The organism is Bacillus sp. ok061 (assembly GCF_900108285.1).
Classification (GTDB): domain Bacteria; phylum Bacillota; class Bacilli; order Bacillales; family Bacillaceae_G; genus Bacillus_A; species Bacillus_A thuringiensis_S.
In genome coordinates this window covers 86,626-107,903 of sequence record NZ_FNUW01000011.1, presented here as the reverse complement: position 1 = coordinate 107,903, position 21,278 = coordinate 86,626, and the positions used below count along the sequence as shown (strand labels likewise).

Sequence of the window (21,278 nt, the reverse complement as noted above, 5' to 3'; positions counted from 1 at the left end):
CTCGTTTTCCTTTTCATTTATGTAACATAACTGTAACAAAAATGTATCCGAACTGGAAACCGTTTGATGTTACAATGGGGTTTGTAGAATTTTGCTGAAATATATTACATAGAGTGGTATTGCTTATGAGAAAGCATAAGTAAACTACCTTCAACAAGGATGACTAAGTGAAAATGAAGGATGTCTTTTATTTTCAGATGTACAGAAAAGTATTTCGAAAAAAATCATTAAGTATTGGGTGATAAATAATGATAAAAATGACGAATGTTTATAAGGAGTACCCGAATGGTATGAAAGCCATTGCTGGTCTTACAGTTAACATTAAACAAGGTGAGTTCGTATACGTAGTTGGACCAAGTGGAGCCGGAAAATCTACATTTATTAAAATGATGTATCGTGAAGAGAAGCCATCTACAGGATCAATTAATGTAAATGGACTTGTTATTGAAACATTGGCAGAAAGAGATGTTCCATATTTTCGTCGTCAATTAGGCGTAATTTTCCAAGATTTTAAATTACTACCTAAATTAACGGTATATGAGAATGTTTCGTTTGCTTTAGAAGTAATTGAAGAAGAACCAGATGCAATTCGTGAGCGTGTAACAGAAGTTTTAGGTCTTGTAGGTCTTGAAGATCGTGCAGATGCAATTCCAAGTGAACTTTCAGGTGGAGAGCAACAACGTGTTGCGATTGCAAGAGCGATTGTAAATCGACCAAAGGTTGTAATTGCCGATGAGCCAACAGGTAACTTAGATATTGAAACAGCTCTTGATATTATGAAGATTTTTACTCGCATTAATGAGCGTGGTACAACAATTGTTATGGCGACGCATAATGCAGATATCGTAAATACAATCCGTCATCGTGTAATCGCGATTGAAGGCGGAAAAATTGTTCGAGACGAGATTGAGGGAGGATACGGATATGAAGGCTAAGACCCTTAGTCGACATTTGCGAGAAGGTGTAAAGAATCTATCACGTAACGGATGGATGACATTTGCTTCTGTTAGTGCAGTAACAGTTACATTATTACTTGTAGGTGTCTTTTTAACAGCGATTATGAATATGAACCATTTTGCGACGAAAGTAGAGCAAGATGTAGAGATTCGTGTACACATTGATCCAGCTGCAAAAGAAGCTGATCAAAAGAAATTAGAAGAAGATATGAGTAAGATTGCAAAAGTAGATTCTATTAAATATTCTTCTAAAGAAGAAGAGTTAAAACGTTTAATTAAAAGCTTAGGTGATAGCGGAAAAACGTTTGAGTTATTTGAACAAGATAACCCACTTAAAAACGTATTCGTTGTAAAAGCAAAAGAACCAACAGATACAGCGACAATCGCGAAGAAGGTTGAAAAAATGCAGTTTGTCAGTAATGTTCAGTACGGAAAAGGGCAAGTTGAACGATTATTTGATACTGTAAAAACTGGTCGTAACATTGGGATTGCGTTAATTGCTGGTCTTTTATTCACAGCAATGTTCTTAATCTCTAACACAATTAAAATTACAATTTATGCTCGTAGTACAGAAATTGAAATTATGAAACTTGTTGGTGCAACAAACTGGTTCATTCGTTGGCCATTCTTGCTAGAGGGATTATTCTTAGGAGTATTAGGATCAATTATTCCAATTGGCCTAATTCTAGTTACGTATAATTCGTTGCAAGGTGTGTTTAACGAAAAACTTGGCGGAACAATTTTCGAGCTTCTACCATACAGTCCTTTCGTATTCCAATTAGCTGGTTTACTAGTGTTAATCGGTGCGTTAATCGGTATGTGGGGAAGTGTAATGTCAATTCGTCGCTTCTTAAAAGTATAAAAAGTTGCAAACATAATTCGTACAAGCTTATCATATAGTAGAAATAGGTAAAGGCATCACACACTGTGTGATGCCTTTTGCTACACCACCTGTGTGTTTTGGAAAGGGGAATTCCGCATTGAAACGTAGAGTTGCAATTATTGGAATGGTTGTTGCATTTTTAATTGGTGCTGGCGGAATGTTTGCAGGCATGTCTGTATTTGGGGTTAACCCAGCAGAAGTAACGCAAACAATTTCGAGTGGGAATGCTAGCACTGCGCAAGGGAATTTGGCAAAAATTAATGAGGCGTATGCACTAATTGATTCACGTTATGTGGAAGACGTGAAAGATGAAAAGTTAGTTGAAGGTGCAATACAAGGCATGTTGTCTACGCTGAAGGACCCTTATTCCACGTATATGGATAAAGAAACAGCCAAACAGTTTAGTGAATCGCTTGATCCTGAATTAGAGGGGATTGGGGCTGAGGTGAACAAGACGGACGATAAGCTTATTATCGTATCGCCAATTAAAGGTTCACCAGCAGAAAAGATAGGAATTAAACCGAATGACCAAATTTTATCTGTAGATGGAAACAGTGTGAAAGACTTATCACGTGAAGAAGCAGTATTAAAGATCCGTGGTAAAAAAGGAACGACTGTCGCAATTGAAATTAAACGTGCGGGAGTAACTGATCCGATTGTATTTAAAATTAAGCGTGAAAAAATTCCGATTTTCACAGTGTTTAGTTCTGTGAAGCAAGAGAGCGGAAGAGATATCGGTTATATGCAAATCACTTCTTTTGCTGAAAATACAGCGAAGGAATTTAAGGATCAGTTAAAAGAGTTAGAGAAGAAAAATATAAAAGGCTTAGTTATTGACGTGCGTGGTAATCCTGGTGGCTATTTAAATAGTGTAGAAGATATACTAGGAGAAATTATGACGAATAAAAAGCCGATGCTACAAGTAGAGCAGCGAAATGGTGAGAAGAAGAAATTCTCTACGGAACTGAAAGAGAGAAAACCATATCCAATTTCAGTATTAATTGATAATGGAAGTGCTTCTGCTTCAGAGATTTTAGCTGGTGCGCTGAAAGAAGGAGAAGGATACGATTTAATTGGTGAAAAGACATTTGGTAAAGGTACTGTTCAGCAAGCTGTTCCATTTAAAGACGGCAGCAACATTAAATTAACGATGTTTAAATGGTTAACACCGGATGGGAACTGGATTCATAAAAAAGGAATCGCGCCAACAGTAGAAGTGAAGCAACCAAATTATTATCATGCGACACCAATTCAAATTGAAAAAACACTTTCATACAATTCAAATGATGTACAAGTAAAACATGCTCAAGAAATGCTTAAGAGCTTAGGGTATGTACCAGGTCGTGAAGATGGATACTTTAGTAAAGAGACAGAATCGGCGCTGAAAGCATTCCAAAATGCGAATGAAATGGAAGCGACAGGACAGCTTGATAAAAAGACAGCTGAAGCGATTCAAACTAAAATTATCGAAAAAATCCGTTCTGGAGAAAATGATCTACAATTACAGTCAGCATTAAAATTAATGGCAAAATAAGAAGAAATACAGGCAGTTTTCTGCCTGTATTTTTTTGTGTTAAACAAACGTTTGTTTAGTTATGATAATATAAAAAGAAAGAATGATATAAATGGTGGTGAATGAGTTCGTGGAGTCGTGGATTTTTGAAATAATGCGGGCAGTTGGACGTTTTTTCTTACACCCTGCTGTCTATATATTTGTAATAAGTAGTATCTTCGTTGGATACTTACGTATGTTAAGAGAACGAAAAGATTTTTCTTTTAAAGTTTATGATATTTGGTTTGAACTGCGAACCTCTCTATTTGCAGGGATGGGATACGGATTAGTAGTATCTATTATTACGATTGGGCTTGGACTTGTTGTTTCTAAAGCAAGCTTATGGGCCATTTTAATTTGGACATTACTATTTGGATTAACGGCTATGTATCGATATTTATCGGCGGCTTATACATTTAGCATTGCGATTGTATGTGTTCTATTATCTTCTAAGCTACCAATTTCCTTCTTACAGCTTCGAGAAGGTGAAGAGAATACCATTGTATCCCTTGCTATTTTGCTAGGCGTTATGCTTATTGTAGAAGGTTTATTGATTTCTAAAAACGCAGTAGGATACTCTACACCGAAGATTAGGAAGGGGAAGCGTGGATTAAAGATTGGTTTACACGAATCAAAGCGTTTATGGATCGTTCCTATTTTTATTCTTGTACCGGGTGATGCGGTAACGCAGTTTATTTCATGGTGGCCTGTCGTTTCAATAGGTTCAAATACATATTCTCTATTCCTTGTTCCATTTTTAATTGGATTTATGAGAAAGATTAAAAGTTATGAGCCGACGGAAGCTTTATTATTTACAGGAAGACGTGTTTATGGGTTAGCAGGACTTGTGCTCGTTTTAGGAATCGCAAGTTACTGGTGGCATGTACTTGCAATTATCGCGATGGGAGTCGCAATGCTTGGGCGTTTCACAATTTCGATGCAAGAGAAAATTACTGATGAAACAAGACCAGCGTATTTTGCTGCACGCAATGATGGGCTCGTTGTACTAGATACAATCCCAAATACAATTGGAGCAGAGCTAAAATTACTGCCTGGAGAAATTATTACGAAAGTAAATGGAGTCATTCCAAAAAGCGCCGAGGAATTTTATGATGCGCTTCAAACGAAGACGACAGGAGCATTTTGTAAATTAGAAGTATTAGATACAAATGGTGAGCTTCGTCTTGCGCAAACTGCATTATATGCTGGTGGACATCACGAATTAGGTATTGTATTTGTTGAGCAGGAGCATGAGTGGGATTCGGAAGCGATGTAATAGAAGGAAAGGTATCATCTTGTGGTGGTACCTTTTTTGTTTTTTGGAGGGAGGGTAGTTAGTAAATGAAATTTATATCGGCGATTATTCGAATATATCGACTTCCTGGAAAAAACGACAACTATCAAAAATCTTATTTTTAGTTTCATAGACGGATAACTTGAATAATTATTTGATAATGGTTATCATTTAGAGAGTCTTTTTAATTTTGGAAAATGGAGGTAAGATATGCTGCGTAAATTTTTTTCTTACTATAAACCGTATAAAGGTTTATTTATACTCGACTTTTCTTGTGCGGTTGTCGCAGGATTACTAGAACTTGGCTTCCCGCTTATCGTAAATCAATTTATTGATAAGTTATTGCCAGGACAAAACTGGACGCTTATTTTATGGGCTTGTTTCGGTTTACTTGCAGTGTATATATTAAATGCAGGCTTACAATATGTTGTTACATATTGGGGACATATGCTTGGTGTTAACATTGAAACGGATATGAGGCAGAAATTATTTGATCATATTCAAAAGCTATCATTTAGATTTTTTGACAATAATAAAACAGGTCATTTAATTTCACGTCTTACAAACGACTTAATGGAAATTGGGGAAATTGCTCACCATGGACCGGAAGATTTATTTATCGCTATTATGACTTTAGTTGGGGCATTCTCATTTATGATGATGATCAACTGGAAGTTAGCGCTATTAACGTTCTTCGTCATTCCATTCTTATTATGGTTAGCACTTTACTTCAACAAAAAAATGACAGGTACATTTAGACGTTTATTCTCAGACGTTGCTGATTTCAATGCATGTATTGAGAACAATGTTGGTGGTATTCGCGTAGTACAAGCATTCGGAAATGAAAAGTTTGAGAAAGAGCAATTTGCTGTTAACAACGCTCGTTTCCGTACAACGAAATTAATGGCGTATAAAATTATGGCATTAAATTCATCGATTAGTTATATGCTCATGCGTCTCGTAACACTCTTTGTGTTAATATGCGGTACATGGTTTGTTCTGCAAGGTGAATTAACGTACGGTGGATTTATTGGATTCGTTCTATTAACGAATATTTTCTTCCGCCCAATTGAAAAAATTAATGCGGTAATCGAAAGCTATCCGAAAGGGATCGCTGGTTTTAAGAGATATGTAGAGCTTCTGGAAACAGAGCCAGATATTGTAGACTCTAAAGGTGCGATGGAAGTTAAACATGTACATGGTGATATTCAATATAGCAACATTACGTTCGGATATGAAAATAAAGAACCGATTTTAAATGACATTAGTTTGAACATACATGCAGGTGAAACGGTTGCGTTCGTTGGACCATCAGGAGCTGGAAAAACAACGTTATGTAGTTTACTCCCACGTTTTTATGAACAATCGTCTGGTTCAATCCAAATTGATGGTATTGATACGAAAGATATGACATTATCTTCACTTCGTAAACAAATTGGAATTGTGCAGCAAGATGTGTTCTTATTCTCAGGAACGATTCGTGAAAATATTGCTTACGGAAATTTAAAAGCGTCAGAAGCTGAAATTTGGCAGGCGGTAAAACGTGCGCAGTTAGAAGACTTAATTTACTCACAACCAGACGGTTTAGATACCGTTATCGGTGAGCGTGGTGTGAAACTTTCTGGTGGACAGAAACAGCGTCTAGCGATTGCTCGTATGTTCTTGAAAAACCCACCAATTTTAATATTAGATGAAGCGACTTCTGCATTAGATACAGAGACGGAACTAGCGATTCAAAAATCGCTTGCAGAACTATCTGTCGGCCGTACAACATTAGTTATCGCTCACAGGCTTGCAACGATTAAAAATGCAGATCGTATCGTCGTTGTAAATAAAGATGGTATTGCAGAACAAGGTTCGCATGAGGAACTAATTGAGCAAGGCGGAGGATACAGCCGATTATACGAAGCTCAGTTCAGTTCATAAATATAATTTCTACTGAATTAGTGCACCATAAGTAAGTGAAAATCTTATATGGGAGGCTATAAAGCATGATTGTAACAACAACGTCTACAATTCAAGGAAAAGAAATTATTGAGTACATCGATATCGTCAATGGAGAAGCGATTATGGGCGCGAATATCGTTCGTGACCTTTTCGCTTCTGTTCGTGACGTTGTCGGCGGTCGCGCGGGTGCTTATGAAAGTAAATTAAAAGAAGCGCGCGACATCGCAATGGAGGAAATGAAAACTTTCGCAAGACAAAAAAATGCAAATGCTATTGTTGGTATCGACGTGGATTACGAAGTAGTTCGCGAAGGAATGCTAATGGTTGCAGTGAGCGGGACTGCTGTCCGTATATAAAAGTAAAAAGCCGTGCATCAGCACGGCTTTTTACTTTTATATGTCGAAGTTTCAATATTTCTTGGGAAATGCGGAAGGTCCCGTCGATATATAGGGAAGACATTAGAGTACTTCTTTACATTTTTGAATTTGAGTTAATAATTTTGCGTATTCTTGTTCGAGAGATGGGATGTTATCGTGATGATTTGGCATGGAAATTCGGCCGATGATTTCCGTTAATTTTGTTTGTAATCGTAACAATTCCTGTTCAGTAACATTGACAGAATCCCCGGTTGTTCTTTTTGTGTATTGCTCGTAATTACCGTGGAAGATTCTTGGTTCACTCTCATCTACTTGTAGAATATGGTCTGCAACAGAGCGAATAAAGGCACGGTCATGGCTAATGAAAAGTATTGTGCCAGGATATTCTTGTAACATGGTTTCTAATTCTTCTTGCGTTGCTAAGTCTAAATAGTTTGTCAAACTTATTTCTATTTGCTATTTTTGAATTCATTATTATACAATTGTGCTTTTGCCAGCGCCTCAGCATCGTTTTTAATTTCATCCAGTCCATTCGCATCCCCAATGATATATCCTTCAAATGATGAACCAACAAAATCGAAGATGTATTGAAACTGAGCGATAAGCGGCAATGCTTTCAGTTTAGGATTGTCTCCGCCAACGATGACAACATACATTTTTTTGCCTTTCATTTTTTCTTTGAAATGAAGAGATGTATCGCGCAAGCTTTGTGACCAACGATCGACGAAGTTTTTCATATGTCCGCTCATTCCGTACCAGTATAGCGGTGTAGCAAAGATAATTGTGTCGTGCTCTAACATGCGTTTGGTTAACTGCTCATAATCATCATTTACAGGTTGGAATCCTTCTGCATCATGACGTTGGTCTGTAATAGGATGGACTGTATGGTCTCGCAAGTAAATTTGTTCTGTTTCAATGCCCTCTATCATCATATGTGTTAAAGCTTCTGTATTTCCGTTTTGTCTTGAACTGCCATGTATAACGAACATGTAATCATCCCTTTTCTTTTGCTTGTTTTAGGAGTGAAACGTGTTTTTGCAAATTTGTTTGAATGTTGGAAAGCAATGAGATTTGCTTTGTTACTTCATTGAGTTTATCTTCATAAAGCATAAGGATACTACTGCACGGATTGTCGTACAGGTGCGGTTCAATTTCAAGGCAGCGTAGCATCCTTGCCGTCTCTTCTAAATTTAAGCCAATTTGTAAGTACATTTGAATAAGTTCTACTTTTTCGATGGCACTTTCATCAAAATCACGGTAGCCATTTGCGAGGCGCTTAGAAGGGAGTAGTCCCTTTTCTTCGTAATGTCTTAGTGATCTTTCACTAACGCCAGTTTCTTTTGATAATTCTCCAATTCGCAATGTGTTTCACTCCTTTTACATGTATTGTAAACCTTCACACTAATGTGAAGGTCAATGCTGTTTTTTCGCAAAAGAATCTAGATGATTTAAGAACACTTGAATGGCTTTAGATGGAATGAAATATTTGCCGCGCACGATGGAGAACGGACGGATTAGTTGTTCATTTGGAACTTCGACGTGGAATAGTTCTTTTGCTAGTAACTCTTTCCGTACCGTCCAATCAGAAAGTATAGCGATGCCAAGACCGGCACTAACAGCTTCCTTTACGCTTTGGATACTACTGAATGTAAAGAATCGTTTCATTTTTAAATGGTGTTGATGAATAAAGCGGTCACTATAAGCTCGTGTACCAGAACCACTTTCTCTTAGTACCCATACTTGATCTTGGAGTGTGCTTTCATTTATTTCATTTGTGCGGAGCAATGGATGATTTGGCGGAACGACGAGCTTCATTTCATCTTGCATAAACGTTTCAACGTCAACGTCAGCGTATACGACTTGCCCTTCCACTAAGCCGATATCAATTTGATTAGAGCGAAGACTTTGCAAAACTTCTTCTGTATTTGAGATAAAGGTATGCACTTCGACGCGTGGATTTTCATTCGCATAGTTAGCGAGTATTTTTGGAAGTAAGTATTCGCCAATTGTAAAACTAGCACCGATGCGAAGTGTTCCTGTTACAACGTTATGTAGTTCATTAATTTCTTGCTTAGCATCTTCGTAAAGAGAGAGCATTTGCTTAGCATGTATATATAATATGTTTCCAGCTTCCGTAACTTGGACGTGCTTCGGGGAGCGTTGAATAAGTGTAGTGCCAAATTCGTTTTCTAAGTTGCGTATATGCATACTTACTCCGGGCTGTGAAAGGTTTAATAATTCTGCTGCACGGGAGAAGTGTTTCTGTTCAACGACAGTAACAAAAATTTTTAAAATGTCTACGTTCATATAATGGGCTCCTTTCTTTTCTATCATCTTATCATAAGTATTTCTGATGATAGAGATTCGGTATTGGTATTAAACTTATTATAGAAACTCTCTTATAATGTAAGTAGAAAGAACATGCATGTTCCAATACGATTATTGGGGTGGTACAAGGTGGAACAAACACTTGTTATACAAAAGAAGAAGGGCTTTGGATTTTCGCAAGGAATTGGGATTACATTATTAATCGCAATTGCCGCGAAATATTTAGCAGAGCTTCCATTTTTAAATATTATGGGACAATTAGTAATTGCTATTCTAATTGGGATGGTTTGGCGCGCTGCAATTGGAGTTCCTCATGATGCGATTGCAGGAACGAACTTTGCGAGTAAGAAGTTACTGCGCTTTGGGATTATCTTACTTGGAATGCGATTAAATCTTGTTGATATTGCGAAGGCGGGGCCGAAAGTATTGGTCATCGCGGCGGTTGTTATTACATTTACTATTTTTGTTGTGTACGGACTAACGAAAGTATTTAAAGTAGAAAAGAAACTTGGGATTTTAACAGCATGCGGTACGGCAATTTGCGGCGCGGCCGCGGTTGTGGCAATTGCACCGCAAGTGAAAGCAAAAGATGACGAAACAGCAGTTGGAGCAGCGATCATCGCAATTTTAGGTACAATATTTACGCTTATTTATACGTTATTATATCCAGTGCTTGGTTTATCTCCGTACGGTTACGGTGTATTCTCAGGTGCGACGCTGCATGAAATCGCTCATGTCATCGCAGCTGCGGCACCAGGAGGAAGTACGGCTGTAGACATCGCAGTTATCGTGAAATTAACGCGCGTTGCAATGCTTGTGCCAGTAGCGATTTTAATTGGATTATGGTTTGGTAAGAGTGAAGGTAGCGAGGAAAAAAAATCGTGGCGCGACCTTCCAATTCCGTGGTTCATCTTCGGATTTTTAGCGATGAGTGCAGTACATTCGCTCGGGGTTATACCAGAAGTTGTTGCCGGCTACATTGTTGTCATTGCTTACATGCTTATTGCAATGGCGATGGCGGGGCTTGGTTTAAATGTAGAGTTTAAAACGTTCCGTAAGTTAGGAAGTAAGGCATTCGTGGCGGGGCTGATCGGTTCGGTTTGCCTTTCTATTCTTGGCTATGTTCTTGTATATGTATTAGGATTTATGTAGTAGGACGAAGAAGCTGTTCCAAAAGATATTTTGGGACAGCTTTTTTTCTTATGATTATAGTGCTACGGATGTCGATATATTTAAAAAATCGCTGATATAAATTGAATTACTCTTGTACTTAGTTAGAGAAGATGTTCAGTGAAATGTTTTACTAAAATTTGTAAAGATATCTTTACTTGTAACTGGAAAATATTTATAATTAAAGTAAAGATATCTTTACTTTCGAAGGTGGAGCCTATGGGTGTGAAAAATAAAATAAAAGAGTTAAGAAAGCAACATCATATAACGCAAGTTGAAATGGCAAAGGCGATGCAGGTGACGCGGCAGACGATTGTGGCGATTGAAAATCATCACTATAACCCGAGTCTAGAGTTATCCCTAAAAATCGCCAAATATTTTGGAGTGAAGGTGGAGGAAATCTTTACGCTGGAGTAAGGGGAGGAAAAATGAACGATACTAAAAAGTTATTAATCGGTGCGACTTTTGGATTGTTTTTGGGAGACATTATAGTTCATATTATGAATCCGGCTATACCAATTTTACCGCTCGTAGTGAGTAACGTTTTAGCAATTGTATTTTTGATAGTGTATGTGTATTACAAAAAACGTAAGTACAAAAAAGAAGAACTTCCCGATATAGATGAGCGAGTAAATGAAAATATAAAAAAGCATGTAAACGTCTCATTTGTATTCGCATTTCTGTTGCTTATTGTTTATATTGTTGCGAGTAAAGCAATAGGCAGGGCTGTTATACCAGTGCAAGAGATATTTATAATATGTAGTTCCTTATTTGCAGGTAGTCTCATTATAGGAGTTATGGTAGGAAAACGAGCATAGCGATAGGGGGAATAAAAAATGCAGGATGAGTTTGAGAGATTTCAGTCAGATAAAGCGTTTAAATATGTAGGGTTATTTTTTACGATTAGTTTAGCGATATGGAGTTTATATAATTTAATTGTTGATGGAAATGCTGGTATGCCGTTTGTTTTATTTGTACTAGGGCAGTGGGTGTATTTTCTTGTGAACTATTGGCCGAAGTGGAAATATAGAAATCGAAAAGAGGCTGATCATGTATGAGTAAGAGAGAGGTCATGAGATTCGTAGGGAGTTTGCTTGTAGCAGGAATTCTTTTAAATACGAGTTTAATGATTTTAAGTATTTCGTGGGGAACTATTTTTATATCGAATGTAGCGCTAGTCATTTTATATGGAATTTCGGAATATAAAGAGCAGAAGCGTTTGAAAGAAGAGGGAGTACCATCGATTGATGAGCGAGTTGTGAACAAGATGAAGTCATATTTTACGATTTGTATTACAAGCTTCGTTTTCTTGTTTATTATGTATCTTTGTGTAAATAAGTATTTAGATAGGCAAGCAGTACATGTAACTGAGCTATTATATATTGCTATTTTTGGTGTATTAATAAGTATCGCATCAACGAGCGTGTTAGCAACAAAGAATAATAGATAGAAAAAGGGGAACTGGGATGGAATTACCGGTGTTATGTGTCGCTACAGCTATATTTGCGCTTCTTTGGGGAATGCAAAACTTTTCTCGTAATCCAGTGCCAAGCATTTGTATTATGATTGGCACTGTAGGTTTATCATATTATTTATTAGTTTCAGCTCATTATCATAAAACAGCAACGAGTGTTGTCGTTGGGGCACTTATTTTATTTTGTGGGCGTGCTGTACAAAAAGGATTATTTCCGTAAAAGCTGTTTATACAAAGAGTATAAACAGCTTTTTGTATTTTTTTTACAAAAGACTTGAAAGTTACGTAACGTCATCTTTTATAATGAAGGGGAAGAGGTGATGGTAGTGATTTCAATACAAGAATTGACGAGAGAAACAGGGGTTACAGTACGTACATTACGTTATTATGATCAAATAGATTTATTAAAGCCGAGCGGGAAAACAGAAGGTGGGCATCGTTTATATAGTGAAGTTGACGTAATAAGGCTGCAACAAATTTTATTTTTAAAGGAAATGGGATTTTCATTAAAAGAGGCTGCGAATATGTTAGTAATAGGTGAGCTTAACTTAAAGGATTCTCTTGAAAAACAACTTCGGTTTGTACAGGAAGAACAAAAGAAATTTAATCGAATGGAGCGTGTTTTACAAGCTGTTGTTTATTCGGTAGATGTGGAGGGAGAACTTGATTGGAAAGTTATGTTTGAACTTATTCAGCTTTCTAAACAGTCTCCTCGTATACGTGAAATATTCCAAAATGAAGTGTTTTCAAAGGAAGAACAAAAGTTGCTTCACAATTTGCCGAATATGAGTGAAGAAGATCCGAATGTTTTAGAATGGGTAGATTTATTAAAGCAATTCCATACTTTTATGAAGGAAGGTAAAGAAGCTGCTAGTGATGAGGTACAAGGGGCAACGAAAAAATTAATGCAGAAGTGTTTAGAAATGACTAATGGTGACGAAGCGTTTTTAGATAAGTTATGGGAAGTTAGAAAATCGAAGGAAGATTCACAGAAAATGAGCATGTATCCAATTGAAGAAGAACTTTTAATATATATGGATGAAGCTTTTCGTATTTATGATGAAAAGGAGAAGGATAAATGAGTATACTCGCAGAATATCGTTGGTATTTTTTAATTGGGGCAGAAATTGTATTTTGGTTATCAGCTATCGGTTTCTTTTTACTCCGTTACGGATTCCGTTTGAAAAAGGCGAGCTTTATTATGGGAATTGTACTCCTCATAAATGAAGTGTTTATTTTAACTTTAGGGGTAGTGGACTATTATCAAACAGGAAAGTTCTCTAACTTTCAGATCATTACTGTAATTATTTTATTGTATGCAGTTTTCTACGGGAAAAAGGATTTGAAGAAGCTTGATATATTTGCGCAAAAGCTAGTTGCGAAATGGCGGAATGAACCAGCGCCAATTATGGAAGAGCACGTAGAATTAACAGGTATGGCCTATGCGAAGCAGGAAATAAAAAATTGGGTATTACATCTTGTTTTATTCGTTGGTGTGCACATATTCTTTTTCTTCGCGTATGGATTTATTCCATTTGAACAATGGGGTAATTGGTTAGAATCGGGAATCGTTTTAAATAAAGCTGCAAGCCGTGTGAGCCAAGTGTGGGCAATTATATTTTTAGTTGATACAGCGATTTCATTTTCATATGTGATTTTTCCGAAGAAGGAGAAAAGAAAAGAAAAGAAAAGCTACTTTCATAGTTGAAAGTAGCTTTTGGGTATACAAATAATTTTTATAGGAGAGGATGACAATAGGAAAAAGAACCAGTTTTATATGTCTATTTCTCTTTAGTTTAGTAGCATGTTCACCATCTAACACTACAATTAATAAGAAGAATGATGTCATCGTAAAGGGAACCAGGATTTCCAATCTAGATAAATTCGAGCAGTTCGTTTTGAATGTGGAACAAGGGAAAGTTGATGAAATAAGAATTGTACAGTATACCGATGAAGGTGACCCGGTTTTTCAAACGTTAGAACATAGTGGGAAAGATATACTTTATGTATTAGATAGTAGACAAGACAAATTTGCTGGTGAGGATAAAGGCTTATATAAAGATAGCTGTAAAAGGATTGTTAAAGAGCAGTGTGAATTGCAAACGGCTTATAGGTTAATAGACTGTGTGAATGAAAATGGGCGCAATGGATATGATTTATTATATGTCCCTGAAAAATAGAGTTAGTAGAGGAAGGAAGTTTTGACTCCTTCCTTTTTCTATGTATATATTGTCGAAAATTTTACCGAATATCTGTTCGTTTTTTTAGGTTTTTTATGGGTGTTCGTGGTAAAATAATAATACAGATTTTTATGAGGAGGTCGGATTTTACTTGGAACATCAATTTGAAATTATATCAGCGTATTCCCCGCAAGGTGATCAGCCGGTAGCTATAGAGAAGCTTGTAGAGGGAATTAATAGTGGAAAGAAAAAGCAAGTGTTACTTGGAGCAACAGGAACGGGTAAGACATTTACGATTTCAAATGTCATTAAAGAAGTGCAAAAGCCAACACTTGTCATGGCTCACAATAAAACGTTAGCAGGACAGCTATATAGTGAGTTGAAAGACTTTTTTCCGAATAATGCAGTTGAATATTTTGTTAGTTATTATGATTATTATCAGCCAGAAGCGTATGTGCCGCAAACAGATACGTTTATTGAAAAAGACGCGCAGATTAATGATGAAATCGATAAATTGCGTCACTCAGCAACGTCTGCATTATTTGAACGGGACGATGTAATTATCGTTGCGAGTGTTTCGTGTATATATGGTTTAGGTTCTCCTGAAGAGTACCGTGAGTTAGTTGTTTCACTTCGAGTTGGTATGGAAAAGGACCGCAATCAATTGCTTCGTGAACTTGTTGATGTGCAGTATGGACGTAATGATATTGATTTCAAGCGTGGTACATTCCGTGTGCGCGGAGATGTAGTTGAAATCTTCCCGGCATCACTTGATGAGCATTGTATCCGAATTGAGTTTTTCGGTGATGAAATCGATCGTATTCGCGAAGTAAATGCGTTAACAGGTGAAGTATTAGCAGAACGTGATCATGTAGCAATCTTCCCGGCATCTCACTTCGTTACACGTGAAGAGAAAATGAAGGTCGCTATTGAAAATATCGAAAAAGAATTAGAAGAGCGTTTAAAGGAGTTAAATGATAACGGTAAGTTGTTAGAAGCGCAGCGTATAGAGCAACGTACACGTTATGATTTAGAAATGATGCGCGAGATGGGCTTTTGTTCAGGGATTGAAAACTATTCCCGTCATTTAACACTTCGTCCAGCAGGTGCAACGCCGTATACGTTATTAGATTATTTCCCGAAAGATTTCTTAATCGTTATGGATGAATCGCACGTATCAGTGCCACAAGTAAGAGCGATGTATAACGGTGACCAAGCACGTAAACAAGTGCTTGTGGATCATGGATTCCGTCTGCCATCGGCTCTAGATAATAGACCGCTCATGTTTGATGAGTTTGAAGAGAAAACAAATCAAGTTATTTACGTTTCAGCAACGCCGGGACCGTATGAGTTAGAGCAGTCACCAGAAGTAATAGAACAAATTATTCGTCCAACAGGGCTTTTAGATCCACCAATCGATATACGACCTATTGAAGGTCAAATTGACGATCTATTAGGAGAAATTCAAGATCGTATTGCAAAAAATGAACGTGTACTAATTACGACTTTAACGAAGAAAATGTCAGAGGATTTAACGGATTACTTAAAAGATGTAGGAATTAAAGTGAACTATCTTCACTCTGAAATTAAAACGTTAGAACGTATTGAAATTATCCGTGACCTTCGCCTTGGTAAGTTTGATGTACTTGTCGGTATTAACTTATTACGAGAAGGATTAGATATTCCAGAAGTATCACTTGTAGCTATTTTAGATGCAGATAAGGAAGGGTTTTTGCGTTCAGAACGTTCGTTAATTCAAACGATTGGTCGTGCGGCGCGTAATGAAAACGGCCGCGTTATTATGTACGCAGATCGCATAACGAGATCGATGGGAATTGCAATTGAAGAAACGCAGCGTCGTCGTACTATACAAGAAGCTTACAATGAAGAGCATGGTATCACGCCGAAAACGATTCAAAAAGGTGTTCGTGATGTAATCCGTGCAACGACAGCGGCTGAAGAGACAGAAACATACGAAGCAACTCCTGCTAAGAAAATGACGAAAAAAGAGCGCGAAAAGACAATTGCGAAGATGGAAGCAGAGATGAAAGAAGCAGCAAAAGCGTTAGACTTCGAGCGTGCAGCTGAACTAAGAGATTTACTATTAGAATTAAAAGCGGAAGGGTGAAAAGAGTGAGTAAGAGCAAGGATTTTATCGTTGTAAAAGGTGCTAGAGCACATAACTTAAAAAATATTGATGTAACCATTCCGAGAAATCAGCTTGTCGTTGTAACGGGATTGTCTGGTTCGGGGAAATCATCATTAGCATTTGATACGATTTATGCAGAAGGACAGCGCAGATATGTAGAATCGTTATCTGCGTATGCGCGTCAATTTTTAGGACAAATGGATAAGCCGGATGTGGATACGATTGAAGGGTTGTCACCAGCGATTTCGATTGATCAAAAAACGACGAGTCGTAATCCACGTTCAACTGTCGGAACAGTGACGGAGATTTATGATTATTTACGTTTATTATTTGCACGAATTGGTACGCCAATTTGTCCGAATCATGGGATTGAAATTACATCACAAACAGTCGAGCAGATGGTAGACCGTGTTCTTGAATATCCTGAGCGTACGAAATTGCAAGTGTTAGCGCCTATCGTGTCTGGGCGTAAAGGAGCGCATGTGAAAGTACTTGAAGATATTAAGAAGCAAGGGTATGTTCGTGTACGTGTTGATGGTGAAATGCTTGATGTGTCTGAAGAGATTACGTTAGATAAAAATAAGAAGCATTCCATTGAAGTTGTAATTGACCGTATTGTTGTAAAAGAAGGAATCGCAAGCCGTCTTGCTGATTCACTTGAAAGTGCATTAAAGCTTGGCGGAGGCCGAGTGTTAATTGATGTAATGGGAGAAGAGGAACTTCTATTTAGTGAACATCATGCTTGTCCACATTGTGGTTTTTCAATCGGAGAATTAGAGCCGCGTATGTTCTCATTCAACAGTCCGTTCGGAGCGTGTCCTTCTTGTGATGGACTTGGTTCAAAGCTAGAGGTAGATTTAGAGCTTGTTATCCCAAACTGGGATTTATCATTAAATGAACATGCGATTGCACCTTGGGAACCGACAAGTTCACAATACTATCCACAACTTTTACAATCTGTATGTAATCACTACGGCGTTGATATGGATATGCCTGTGAAACATATACCGAAAGATTTATTTGATAAAGTGTTGTACGGAAGCGGGGAAGAGAAGGTTTATTTCCGCTATGTAAATGAATTTGGTCAAGTAAAGGAAAATGAGATTTTATTTGAAGGTGTTATTCCAAATATTGAACGTCGTTATCGTGAAACGAGTTCCGATTACATTCGTGAGCAAATGGAGAAATATATGGCAGAGCAAGCTTGTCCGAAGTGCAAAGGCGGACGCTTAAAGCCTGAGAGTTTAGCTGTTTTTGTTGGTGATAAAACGATTGCTGATGTAACGAAGTATTCTGTTCAAGAAGTACAGGAATTCTTCTCAAATGTGGAGCTAACGGAGAAGCAACAAAAAATTGCTCATTTAATTTTAAGAGAAATTCAGGAGCGCGTTGGGTTCTTAGTGAACGTTGGTTTAGATTATTTAACGTTAAGTCGTGCCGCAGGAACTTTATCAGGTGGTGAGGCACAACGTATTCGTTTAGCGACGCAAATTGGTTCTCGTCTAACGGGTGTACTTTATATTCTTGATGAGCCTTCAATTGGTTTACACCAGCGCGATAACGATCGTCTTATTCGTACATTGCAAGAAATGCGCGATTTAGGTAATACATTAATCGTTGTTGAGCATGATGAAGATACGATGATGGCTGCTGATTATTTACTTGATATCGGACCAGGTGCAGGTATTCACGGTGGGCAAGTTGTATCAGCAGGGACACCAGCTGAAGTGATGCAAGATGAGAATTCATTAACAGGGAAGTATTTAAGTGGTAAAGAGTTTATTCCAGTTCCACTTGAAAGACGTAAAGGTGATGGACGTAAAGTAGAGATTGTCGGCGCAAAAGAGAATAACTTAAAGAATGCGAAAATGTCATTCCCACTCGGTACGTTTGTAGCGGTAACAGGGGTATCTGGTTCTGGTAAAAGTACGATGATTAATGAAGTGCTATATAAATCGTTAGCGCAAAAGTTATATAAAGCGAAAGCGAAGCCAGGTACTCATAAAGAGATTAAAGGTCTTGAACATTTAGATAAAGTAATTGATATTGATCAATCGCCAATTGGTCGTACACCACGTTCTAATCCAGCGACGTACACAGGTGTATTCGATGATATTCGTGATGTGTTTGCACAAACGAATGAAGCGAAAGTGCGCGGATATCAAAAAGGACGTTTCAGCTTTAATGTAAAAGGTGGACGTTGTGAAGCGTGCCGTGGTGATGGAATTATTAAAATTGAAATGCACTTCTTACCAGATGTATACGTTCCGTGTGAAGTTTGTCACGGTAAACGTTACAACCGTGAAACGTTAGAAGTGAAGTATAAAGATAAGAACATTTCTGAAGTGTTAGGAATGACAATTGAAGATGGGGTAGAATTCTTCGCTAATATCCCAAAAATTAAGCGTAAACTTCAAACGCTTGTAGATGTAGGGCTTGGTTATATGAAATTAGGACAGCCAGCTACGACGTTATCTGGTGGTGAAGCGCAGCGTGTGAAGCTAGCTTCTGAATTACACCGTCGTTCTACAGGGCGTACGTTATATATTTTAGATGAGCCAACGACTGGTTTACATGCACATGATATCGCGCGTCTTCTAGAAGTGCTGCAGCGTCTTGTTGAGAGCGGTGAGACGGTACTTGTAATTGAACATAATTTAGATGTGATAAAAACAGCTGATTATATCGTTGACCTTGGACCAGAGGGCGGAGATAAAGGTGGACAAATCGTTGCTTCTGGCACGCCAGAGCAAGTAGTGAAAGAAGAGCGCTCGTACACAGGTAAGTATTTAAAAGAGATTTTAAATCGTGATAAAGCAAGAATGAAAGAGAAAATAAAAGAAGTAGAGTTATCGCAATAAGTGTATGAATAAAACCGGGTGGAAATGACACTCGGTTTTTATTGTATAGGGGGAGATGATGGAGTTTTTAGATGTGTTGCGAAAGAAGAATATGAAGGTAAGAAAGTTCCAAAAGTGGGGTGTATATTTTCGGAAGCGCTGGGAGAATAACTTTGCAAACCATTTAAGTGATGAAGAAAAAGAAGACATTTTCCTTTACGGAGATAAGTATGTATGTGGATATCTTTGGCACATATTTAGTTATGAGAAAAAGAAGTGCTTAGAAGGAACAGAAGCAGAGAGAGCGTTTCATAATGAAGTGAAAAAGGAGTGCTACATTTTCTACCAACACTGTGATGAGATACTATTAATAAAGGATGCGAGTTTATTACATATGGATGATATATTGTGTGAGACAGATGATGCGTATAAAGGTGATATCTATATTGTAGATAAAGATTTCACTTGGACTTTTGTAAAAACTCATGAACATAGATGGTGTGGTCCCTATTTCACAAAGAAATGTTGGTAGGTATACAAGCGTGAAGAGTAGAATAAGTTGATATAAGTGTTTGTATGATACTTGCGTTTCTTATCTATTAGCGTATGATGAAATATATATGTTTAAAAGGATGTGTAAGAAAATGAGATGGATTGTATCACTTCTTGTAAATAGCGTTGTGTTAATCGCTGTATCGGGACTTTTAAAAGGGATTGCACCAGACGCGTTTTACGTAGCAAATATACAAACTGCAATTATTGCGAGTATTATTTTGGCTGTTTTAAATGTGTTCGTAAAGCCGTTTTTAATTTTAATTACGCTACCAATTACTGTTGTAACTTTCGGCTTCTTCTTAATTGTTATTAATGCGATTACGTTAAAAATAGCAGATTCATTATTAGGAGATGCTTTTAATATATCAGGATTTGGTGTAGCGATTGTTGCGGCAATTTGTATTTCAATTTTTAATATGATTATTGAGAAGGCAATTGTGGAACCTCTATATGAAAAAAAGAGAAAATGACAAAAAGAAAAACATTTCATTATTCGTATGAAATGTTTTTTTCTATTTATTAGAAACCGTATTTCTTGTTTCCAGAAAAAAATGGTACAATATCCGGTAGAATGGAATTTTACATCAAACGAGACTGAACCCGCAGCGGAGTGGAGGTTTATACATATGCCAAAAGTAAGGACAAAAGATTTAATTGAACAATTTCAATTGGAGTTAATAAGTGGTGAGGAAGGAATTCATCGTCCGATTGATACAAGTGATTTATCACGACCTGGAATTGAAATGGCAGGATTCTTTACATATTATCCAGCTGATCGCGTGCAGCTTCTTGGAAAAACGGAGCTTACGTTCTTTGATACGTTAACGACAGAACAAAAACAAGAGAGAATGAAAGCGCTTTGTACCGAGGAGACGCCATGTATTATTATAACTCGTAATCAAGATGTACCAGATGAGTTATTACAAGCATCACGTGAATCAGGCATGCCTTTATTACGTTCTTCTCAAACGACAACGAGATTATCAAGTCGTTTAACCAATTATTTAGAAGGTAAGCTAGCACCAACAACTGCTGTTCATGGTGTGTTAGTGGATATTTACGGTGTTGGTGTTTTAATTACAGGTCAAAGTGGTGTTGGTAAAAGTGAGACAGCTCTTGAACTTGTGAAGCGTGGCCATCGCCTTGTTGCGGATGATAGTGTAGAAATTCGCCAAGAAGATGAAGACACATTAGTAGGAAGCTCACCAGATTTAATTGAGCATTTATTAGAAATTCGTGGTCTAGGTATCATTAACGTTATGACGTTATTCGGTGCAGGGGCAGTGCGAAATTATAAGCGTATTACACTTGTTATTAATCTTGAAATTTGGGATCAAAAGAAAAATTATGATCGCTTAGGTCTTGATGAAGAGAAGATGAAAATTATTGATACAGAACTTACGAAGATTACACTTCCAGTTCGTCCTGGTCGAAACTTGGCTGTTATTATTGAAGTAGCAGCGATGAACTTCCGTTTAAAACGTATGGGAGTCAATGCAGCACAGCAGTTCTCAGAACGATTAATGAGTGCGATTGAGTTAGGGAATCAGGAGTAAACATTGGAGAGGGAGGT

24 protein-coding genes are annotated in these 21,278 nt (G+C 37.4%); 20 read left to right on the top strand and 4 right to left on the bottom strand.

Features of this window, described 5'->3' with window-relative positions; genetic code table 11:
- Positions 1-248 precede the first annotated feature (248 nt).
- The 6 genes from ftsE to C4S65_RS16325 all read left to right on the top strand — a co-directional run bounded on the left by ftsE (position 249) and on the right by C4S65_RS16325 (position 6,988).
- Positions 249-935, top strand: a complete 687-nt coding sequence (gene ftsE / locus C4S65_RS16350) for a cell division ATP-binding protein FtsE (RefSeq protein ID WP_000594331.1) — start codon at positions 249-251, stop codon at positions 933-935.
- The gene (ftsX, locus tag C4S65_RS16345) at positions 925-1,818 is read left to right on the top strand and encodes a permease-like cell division protein FtsX (RefSeq protein WP_000645028.1); all 894 of its coding nucleotides are present in this window, start codon (positions 925-927) and stop codon (positions 1,816-1,818) included. Before ftsE ends, ftsX begins: the two co-directional genes overlap by 11 nt.
- A 70-nt stretch (positions 1,819-1,888) precedes the next feature.
- A complete protein-coding gene (locus C4S65_RS16340; protein ID WP_002083587.1) occupies positions 1,889-3,373 on the top strand; it encodes a S41 family peptidase in 1,485 nt (494 codons plus the stop codon).
- Positions 3,374-3,464: 91 nt separating this feature from the next.
- Entirely contained in the window at positions 3,465-4,667 is a 1,203-nt protein-coding gene (locus tag C4S65_RS16335) for a PDZ domain-containing protein (RefSeq protein WP_050427763.1), read from the top strand.
- Positions 4,668-4,895: 228 nt separating this feature from the next.
- The gene (locus C4S65_RS16330) at positions 4,896-6,611 is read left to right on the top strand and encodes an ABC transporter ATP-binding protein (RefSeq protein WP_000944608.1); all 1,716 of its coding nucleotides are present in this window, start codon (positions 4,896-4,898) and stop codon (positions 6,609-6,611) included.
- A 65-nt stretch (positions 6,612-6,676) separates the two neighbouring features.
- On the top strand, positions 6,677-6,988 hold the full coding sequence (locus C4S65_RS16325) for a heavy metal-binding domain-containing protein (RefSeq protein WP_000637523.1): 312 nt from the start codon (positions 6,677-6,679) through the stop codon (positions 6,986-6,988).
- 102 nt (positions 6,989-7,090) lie between these two features.
- On the opposite strand, the gene C4S65_RS16320 is transcribed toward C4S65_RS16325, so the two are convergent.
- The 4 genes from C4S65_RS16320 to C4S65_RS16305 are packed head-to-tail and all read right to left on the bottom strand — an operon-like array spanning position 7,091 to position 9,316.
- Positions 7,091-7,450: a macrolide transporter gene (locus tag C4S65_RS16320; protein ID WP_086407190.1), complete on the bottom strand. Its 360-nt coding sequence runs from the start codon at positions 7,448-7,450 to the stop codon at positions 7,091-7,093.
- Positions 7,451-7,458: 8 nt separating this feature from the next.
- Complete coding sequence (locus C4S65_RS16315; protein ID WP_086407191.1) at positions 7,459-7,998, bottom strand: flavodoxin family protein; 540 nt, start codon at positions 7,996-7,998, stop codon at positions 7,459-7,461.
- Between the two features lie 4 nt (positions 7,999-8,002).
- A complete protein-coding gene (locus tag C4S65_RS16310; protein WP_001219194.1) occupies positions 8,003-8,371 on the bottom strand; it encodes a MerR family transcriptional regulator in 369 nt (122 codons plus the stop codon).
- Positions 8,372-8,422: 51 nt separating this feature from the next.
- Entirely contained in the window at positions 8,423-9,316 is an 894-nt protein-coding gene (locus C4S65_RS16305) for a LysR family transcriptional regulator (RefSeq protein WP_086407192.1), read from the bottom strand.
- Between the two features lie 150 nt (positions 9,317-9,466).
- Here C4S65_RS16305 and C4S65_RS16300 point away from each other — a divergent pair, with 150 nt between their 5' ends.
- The 14 genes from C4S65_RS16300 to hprK all read left to right on the top strand — a co-directional run bounded on the left by C4S65_RS16300 (position 9,467) and on the right by hprK (position 21,261).
- Complete coding sequence (locus C4S65_RS16300) at positions 9,467-10,489, top strand: YeiH family protein (protein ID WP_116365928.1); 1,023 nt, start codon at positions 9,467-9,469, stop codon at positions 10,487-10,489.
- 237 nt (positions 10,490-10,726) lie between these two features.
- Positions 10,727-10,924, top strand: coding sequence for a helix-turn-helix transcriptional regulator (locus C4S65_RS16295; RefSeq protein WP_000538359.1), 198 nt, complete (start codon positions 10,727-10,729; stop codon positions 10,922-10,924).
- An 11-nt stretch (positions 10,925-10,935) separates the two neighbouring features.
- Entirely contained in the window at positions 10,936-11,325 is a 390-nt protein-coding gene (locus C4S65_RS16290) for a hypothetical protein (RefSeq protein ID WP_086407194.1), read from the top strand.
- Between the two features lie 18 nt (positions 11,326-11,343).
- On the top strand, positions 11,344-11,565 hold the full coding sequence (locus tag C4S65_RS16285; protein WP_001150199.1) for a hypothetical protein: 222 nt from the start codon (positions 11,344-11,346) through the stop codon (positions 11,563-11,565).
- Positions 11,562-11,957, top strand: a complete 396-nt coding sequence (locus C4S65_RS16280; RefSeq protein ID WP_061667785.1) for a hypothetical protein — start codon at positions 11,562-11,564, stop codon at positions 11,955-11,957. Before C4S65_RS16285 ends, C4S65_RS16280 begins: the two co-directional genes overlap by 4 nt.
- A gap of 16 nt (positions 11,958-11,973) precedes the next feature.
- Positions 11,974-12,201 carry a hypothetical protein gene (locus C4S65_RS16275; protein ID WP_061667784.1) on the top strand — a complete coding sequence of 76 codons (228 nt, stop codon included), beginning with the start codon at positions 11,974-11,976 and terminating at the stop codon, positions 12,199-12,201.
- Between the two features lie 100 nt (positions 12,202-12,301).
- Complete coding sequence (locus C4S65_RS16270; RefSeq protein WP_000260347.1) at positions 12,302-13,063, top strand: MerR family transcriptional regulator; 762 nt, start codon at positions 12,302-12,304, stop codon at positions 13,061-13,063.
- On the top strand, positions 13,060-13,689 hold the full coding sequence (locus C4S65_RS16265) for a hypothetical protein (RefSeq protein ID WP_098515776.1): 630 nt from the start codon (positions 13,060-13,062) through the stop codon (positions 13,687-13,689). The genes C4S65_RS16270 and C4S65_RS16265 overlap by 4 nt, the downstream gene beginning before the upstream one ends.
- 40 nt (positions 13,690-13,729) lie before the next feature.
- The gene (locus C4S65_RS16260) at positions 13,730-14,161 is read left to right on the top strand and encodes a DUF4362 domain-containing protein (protein ID WP_000151998.1); all 432 of its coding nucleotides are present in this window, start codon (positions 13,730-13,732) and stop codon (positions 14,159-14,161) included.
- A 151-nt stretch (positions 14,162-14,312) separates the two neighbouring features.
- On the top strand, positions 14,313-16,289 hold the full coding sequence (gene uvrB / locus C4S65_RS16255) for an excinuclease ABC subunit B (RefSeq protein ID WP_000400993.1): 1,977 nt from the start codon (positions 14,313-14,315) through the stop codon (positions 16,287-16,289).
- A gap of 5 nt (positions 16,290-16,294) precedes the next feature.
- Positions 16,295-19,171 (top strand): excinuclease ABC subunit UvrA, encoded by a 2,877-nt coding sequence (gene uvrA, locus C4S65_RS16250; protein WP_000045588.1) that lies wholly within the window; start codon positions 16,295-16,297, stop codon positions 19,169-19,171.
- Positions 19,172-19,229: 58 nt separating this feature from the next.
- Positions 19,230-19,682, top strand: a complete 453-nt coding sequence (locus C4S65_RS16245; RefSeq protein WP_061667782.1) for a DUF4275 family protein — start codon at positions 19,230-19,232, stop codon at positions 19,680-19,682.
- A 112-nt stretch (positions 19,683-19,794) separates the two neighbouring features.
- Positions 19,795-20,175: a phage holin family protein gene (locus tag C4S65_RS16240; protein ID WP_001267308.1), complete on the top strand. Its 381-nt coding sequence runs from the start codon at positions 19,795-19,797 to the stop codon at positions 20,173-20,175.
- A 156-nt stretch (positions 20,176-20,331) separates the two neighbouring features.
- The gene (gene hprK, locus C4S65_RS16235; RefSeq protein ID WP_001127251.1) at positions 20,332-21,261 is read left to right on the top strand and encodes an HPr(Ser) kinase/phosphatase; all 930 of its coding nucleotides are present in this window, start codon (positions 20,332-20,334) and stop codon (positions 21,259-21,261) included.
- Positions 21,262-21,278: the final 17 nt, after the last annotated feature.

Excerpts from the sequence above, each read along its gene's own strand:
- C4S65_RS16325 (WP_000637523.1), top strand. The coding sequence starts at position 6,677 with ATGATTGTAACAACAACGTCTACAATTCAAGGAAAAGAAATTATTGAG.
- C4S65_RS16240 (WP_001267308.1), top strand. The coding sequence starts at position 19,795 with ATGAGATGGATTGTATCACTTCTTGTAAATAGCGTTGTGTTAATCGCT.
- C4S65_RS16265 (WP_098515776.1), top strand. The coding sequence starts at position 13,060 with ATGAGTATACTCGCAGAATATCGTTGGTATTTTTTAATTGGGGCAGAA.
- ftsE (WP_000594331.1), top strand. The coding sequence starts at position 249 with ATGATAAAAATGACGAATGTTTATAAGGAGTACCCGAATGGTATGAAA.
- ftsX (WP_000645028.1), top strand. The coding sequence starts at position 925 with ATGAAGGCTAAGACCCTTAGTCGACATTTGCGAGAAGGTGTAAAGAAT.
- C4S65_RS16290 (WP_086407194.1), top strand. The coding sequence starts at position 10,936 with ATGAACGATACTAAAAAGTTATTAATCGGTGCGACTTTTGGATTGTTT.
- C4S65_RS16260 (WP_000151998.1), top strand. The coding sequence starts at position 13,730 with ATGACAATAGGAAAAAGAACCAGTTTTATATGTCTATTTCTCTTTAGT.
- C4S65_RS16305 (WP_086407192.1), bottom strand. The coding sequence starts at position 9,316 with ATGAACGTAGACATTTTAAAAATTTTTGTTACTGTCGTTGAACAGAAA.
- C4S65_RS16275 (WP_061667784.1), top strand. The coding sequence starts at position 11,974 with ATGGAATTACCGGTGTTATGTGTCGCTACAGCTATATTTGCGCTTCTT.
- C4S65_RS16285 (WP_001150199.1), top strand. The coding sequence starts at position 11,344 with ATGCAGGATGAGTTTGAGAGATTTCAGTCAGATAAAGCGTTTAAATAT.
- C4S65_RS16280 (WP_061667785.1), top strand. The coding sequence starts at position 11,562 with ATGAGTAAGAGAGAGGTCATGAGATTCGTAGGGAGTTTGCTTGTAGCA.
- C4S65_RS16340 (WP_002083587.1), top strand. The coding sequence starts at position 1,889 with ATGCCTTTTGCTACACCACCTGTGTGTTTTGGAAAGGGGAATTCCGCA.
- C4S65_RS16335 (WP_050427763.1), top strand. The coding sequence starts at position 3,465 with ATGGTGGTGAATGAGTTCGTGGAGTCGTGGATTTTTGAAATAATGCGG.
- hprK (WP_001127251.1), top strand. The coding sequence starts at position 20,332 with ATGCCAAAAGTAAGGACAAAAGATTTAATTGAACAATTTCAATTGGAG.
- C4S65_RS16245 (WP_061667782.1), top strand. The coding sequence starts at position 19,230 with ATGGAGTTTTTAGATGTGTTGCGAAAGAAGAATATGAAGGTAAGAAAG.
- C4S65_RS16315 (WP_086407191.1), bottom strand. The coding sequence starts at position 7,998 with ATGTTCGTTATACATGGCAGTTCAAGACAAAACGGAAATACAGAAGCT.
- C4S65_RS16270 (WP_000260347.1), top strand. The coding sequence starts at position 12,302 with ATGGTAGTGATTTCAATACAAGAATTGACGAGAGAAACAGGGGTTACA.
- C4S65_RS16295 (WP_000538359.1), top strand. The coding sequence starts at position 10,727 with ATGGGTGTGAAAAATAAAATAAAAGAGTTAAGAAAGCAACATCATATA.
- C4S65_RS16330 (WP_000944608.1), top strand. The coding sequence starts at position 4,896 with ATGCTGCGTAAATTTTTTTCTTACTATAAACCGTATAAAGGTTTATTT.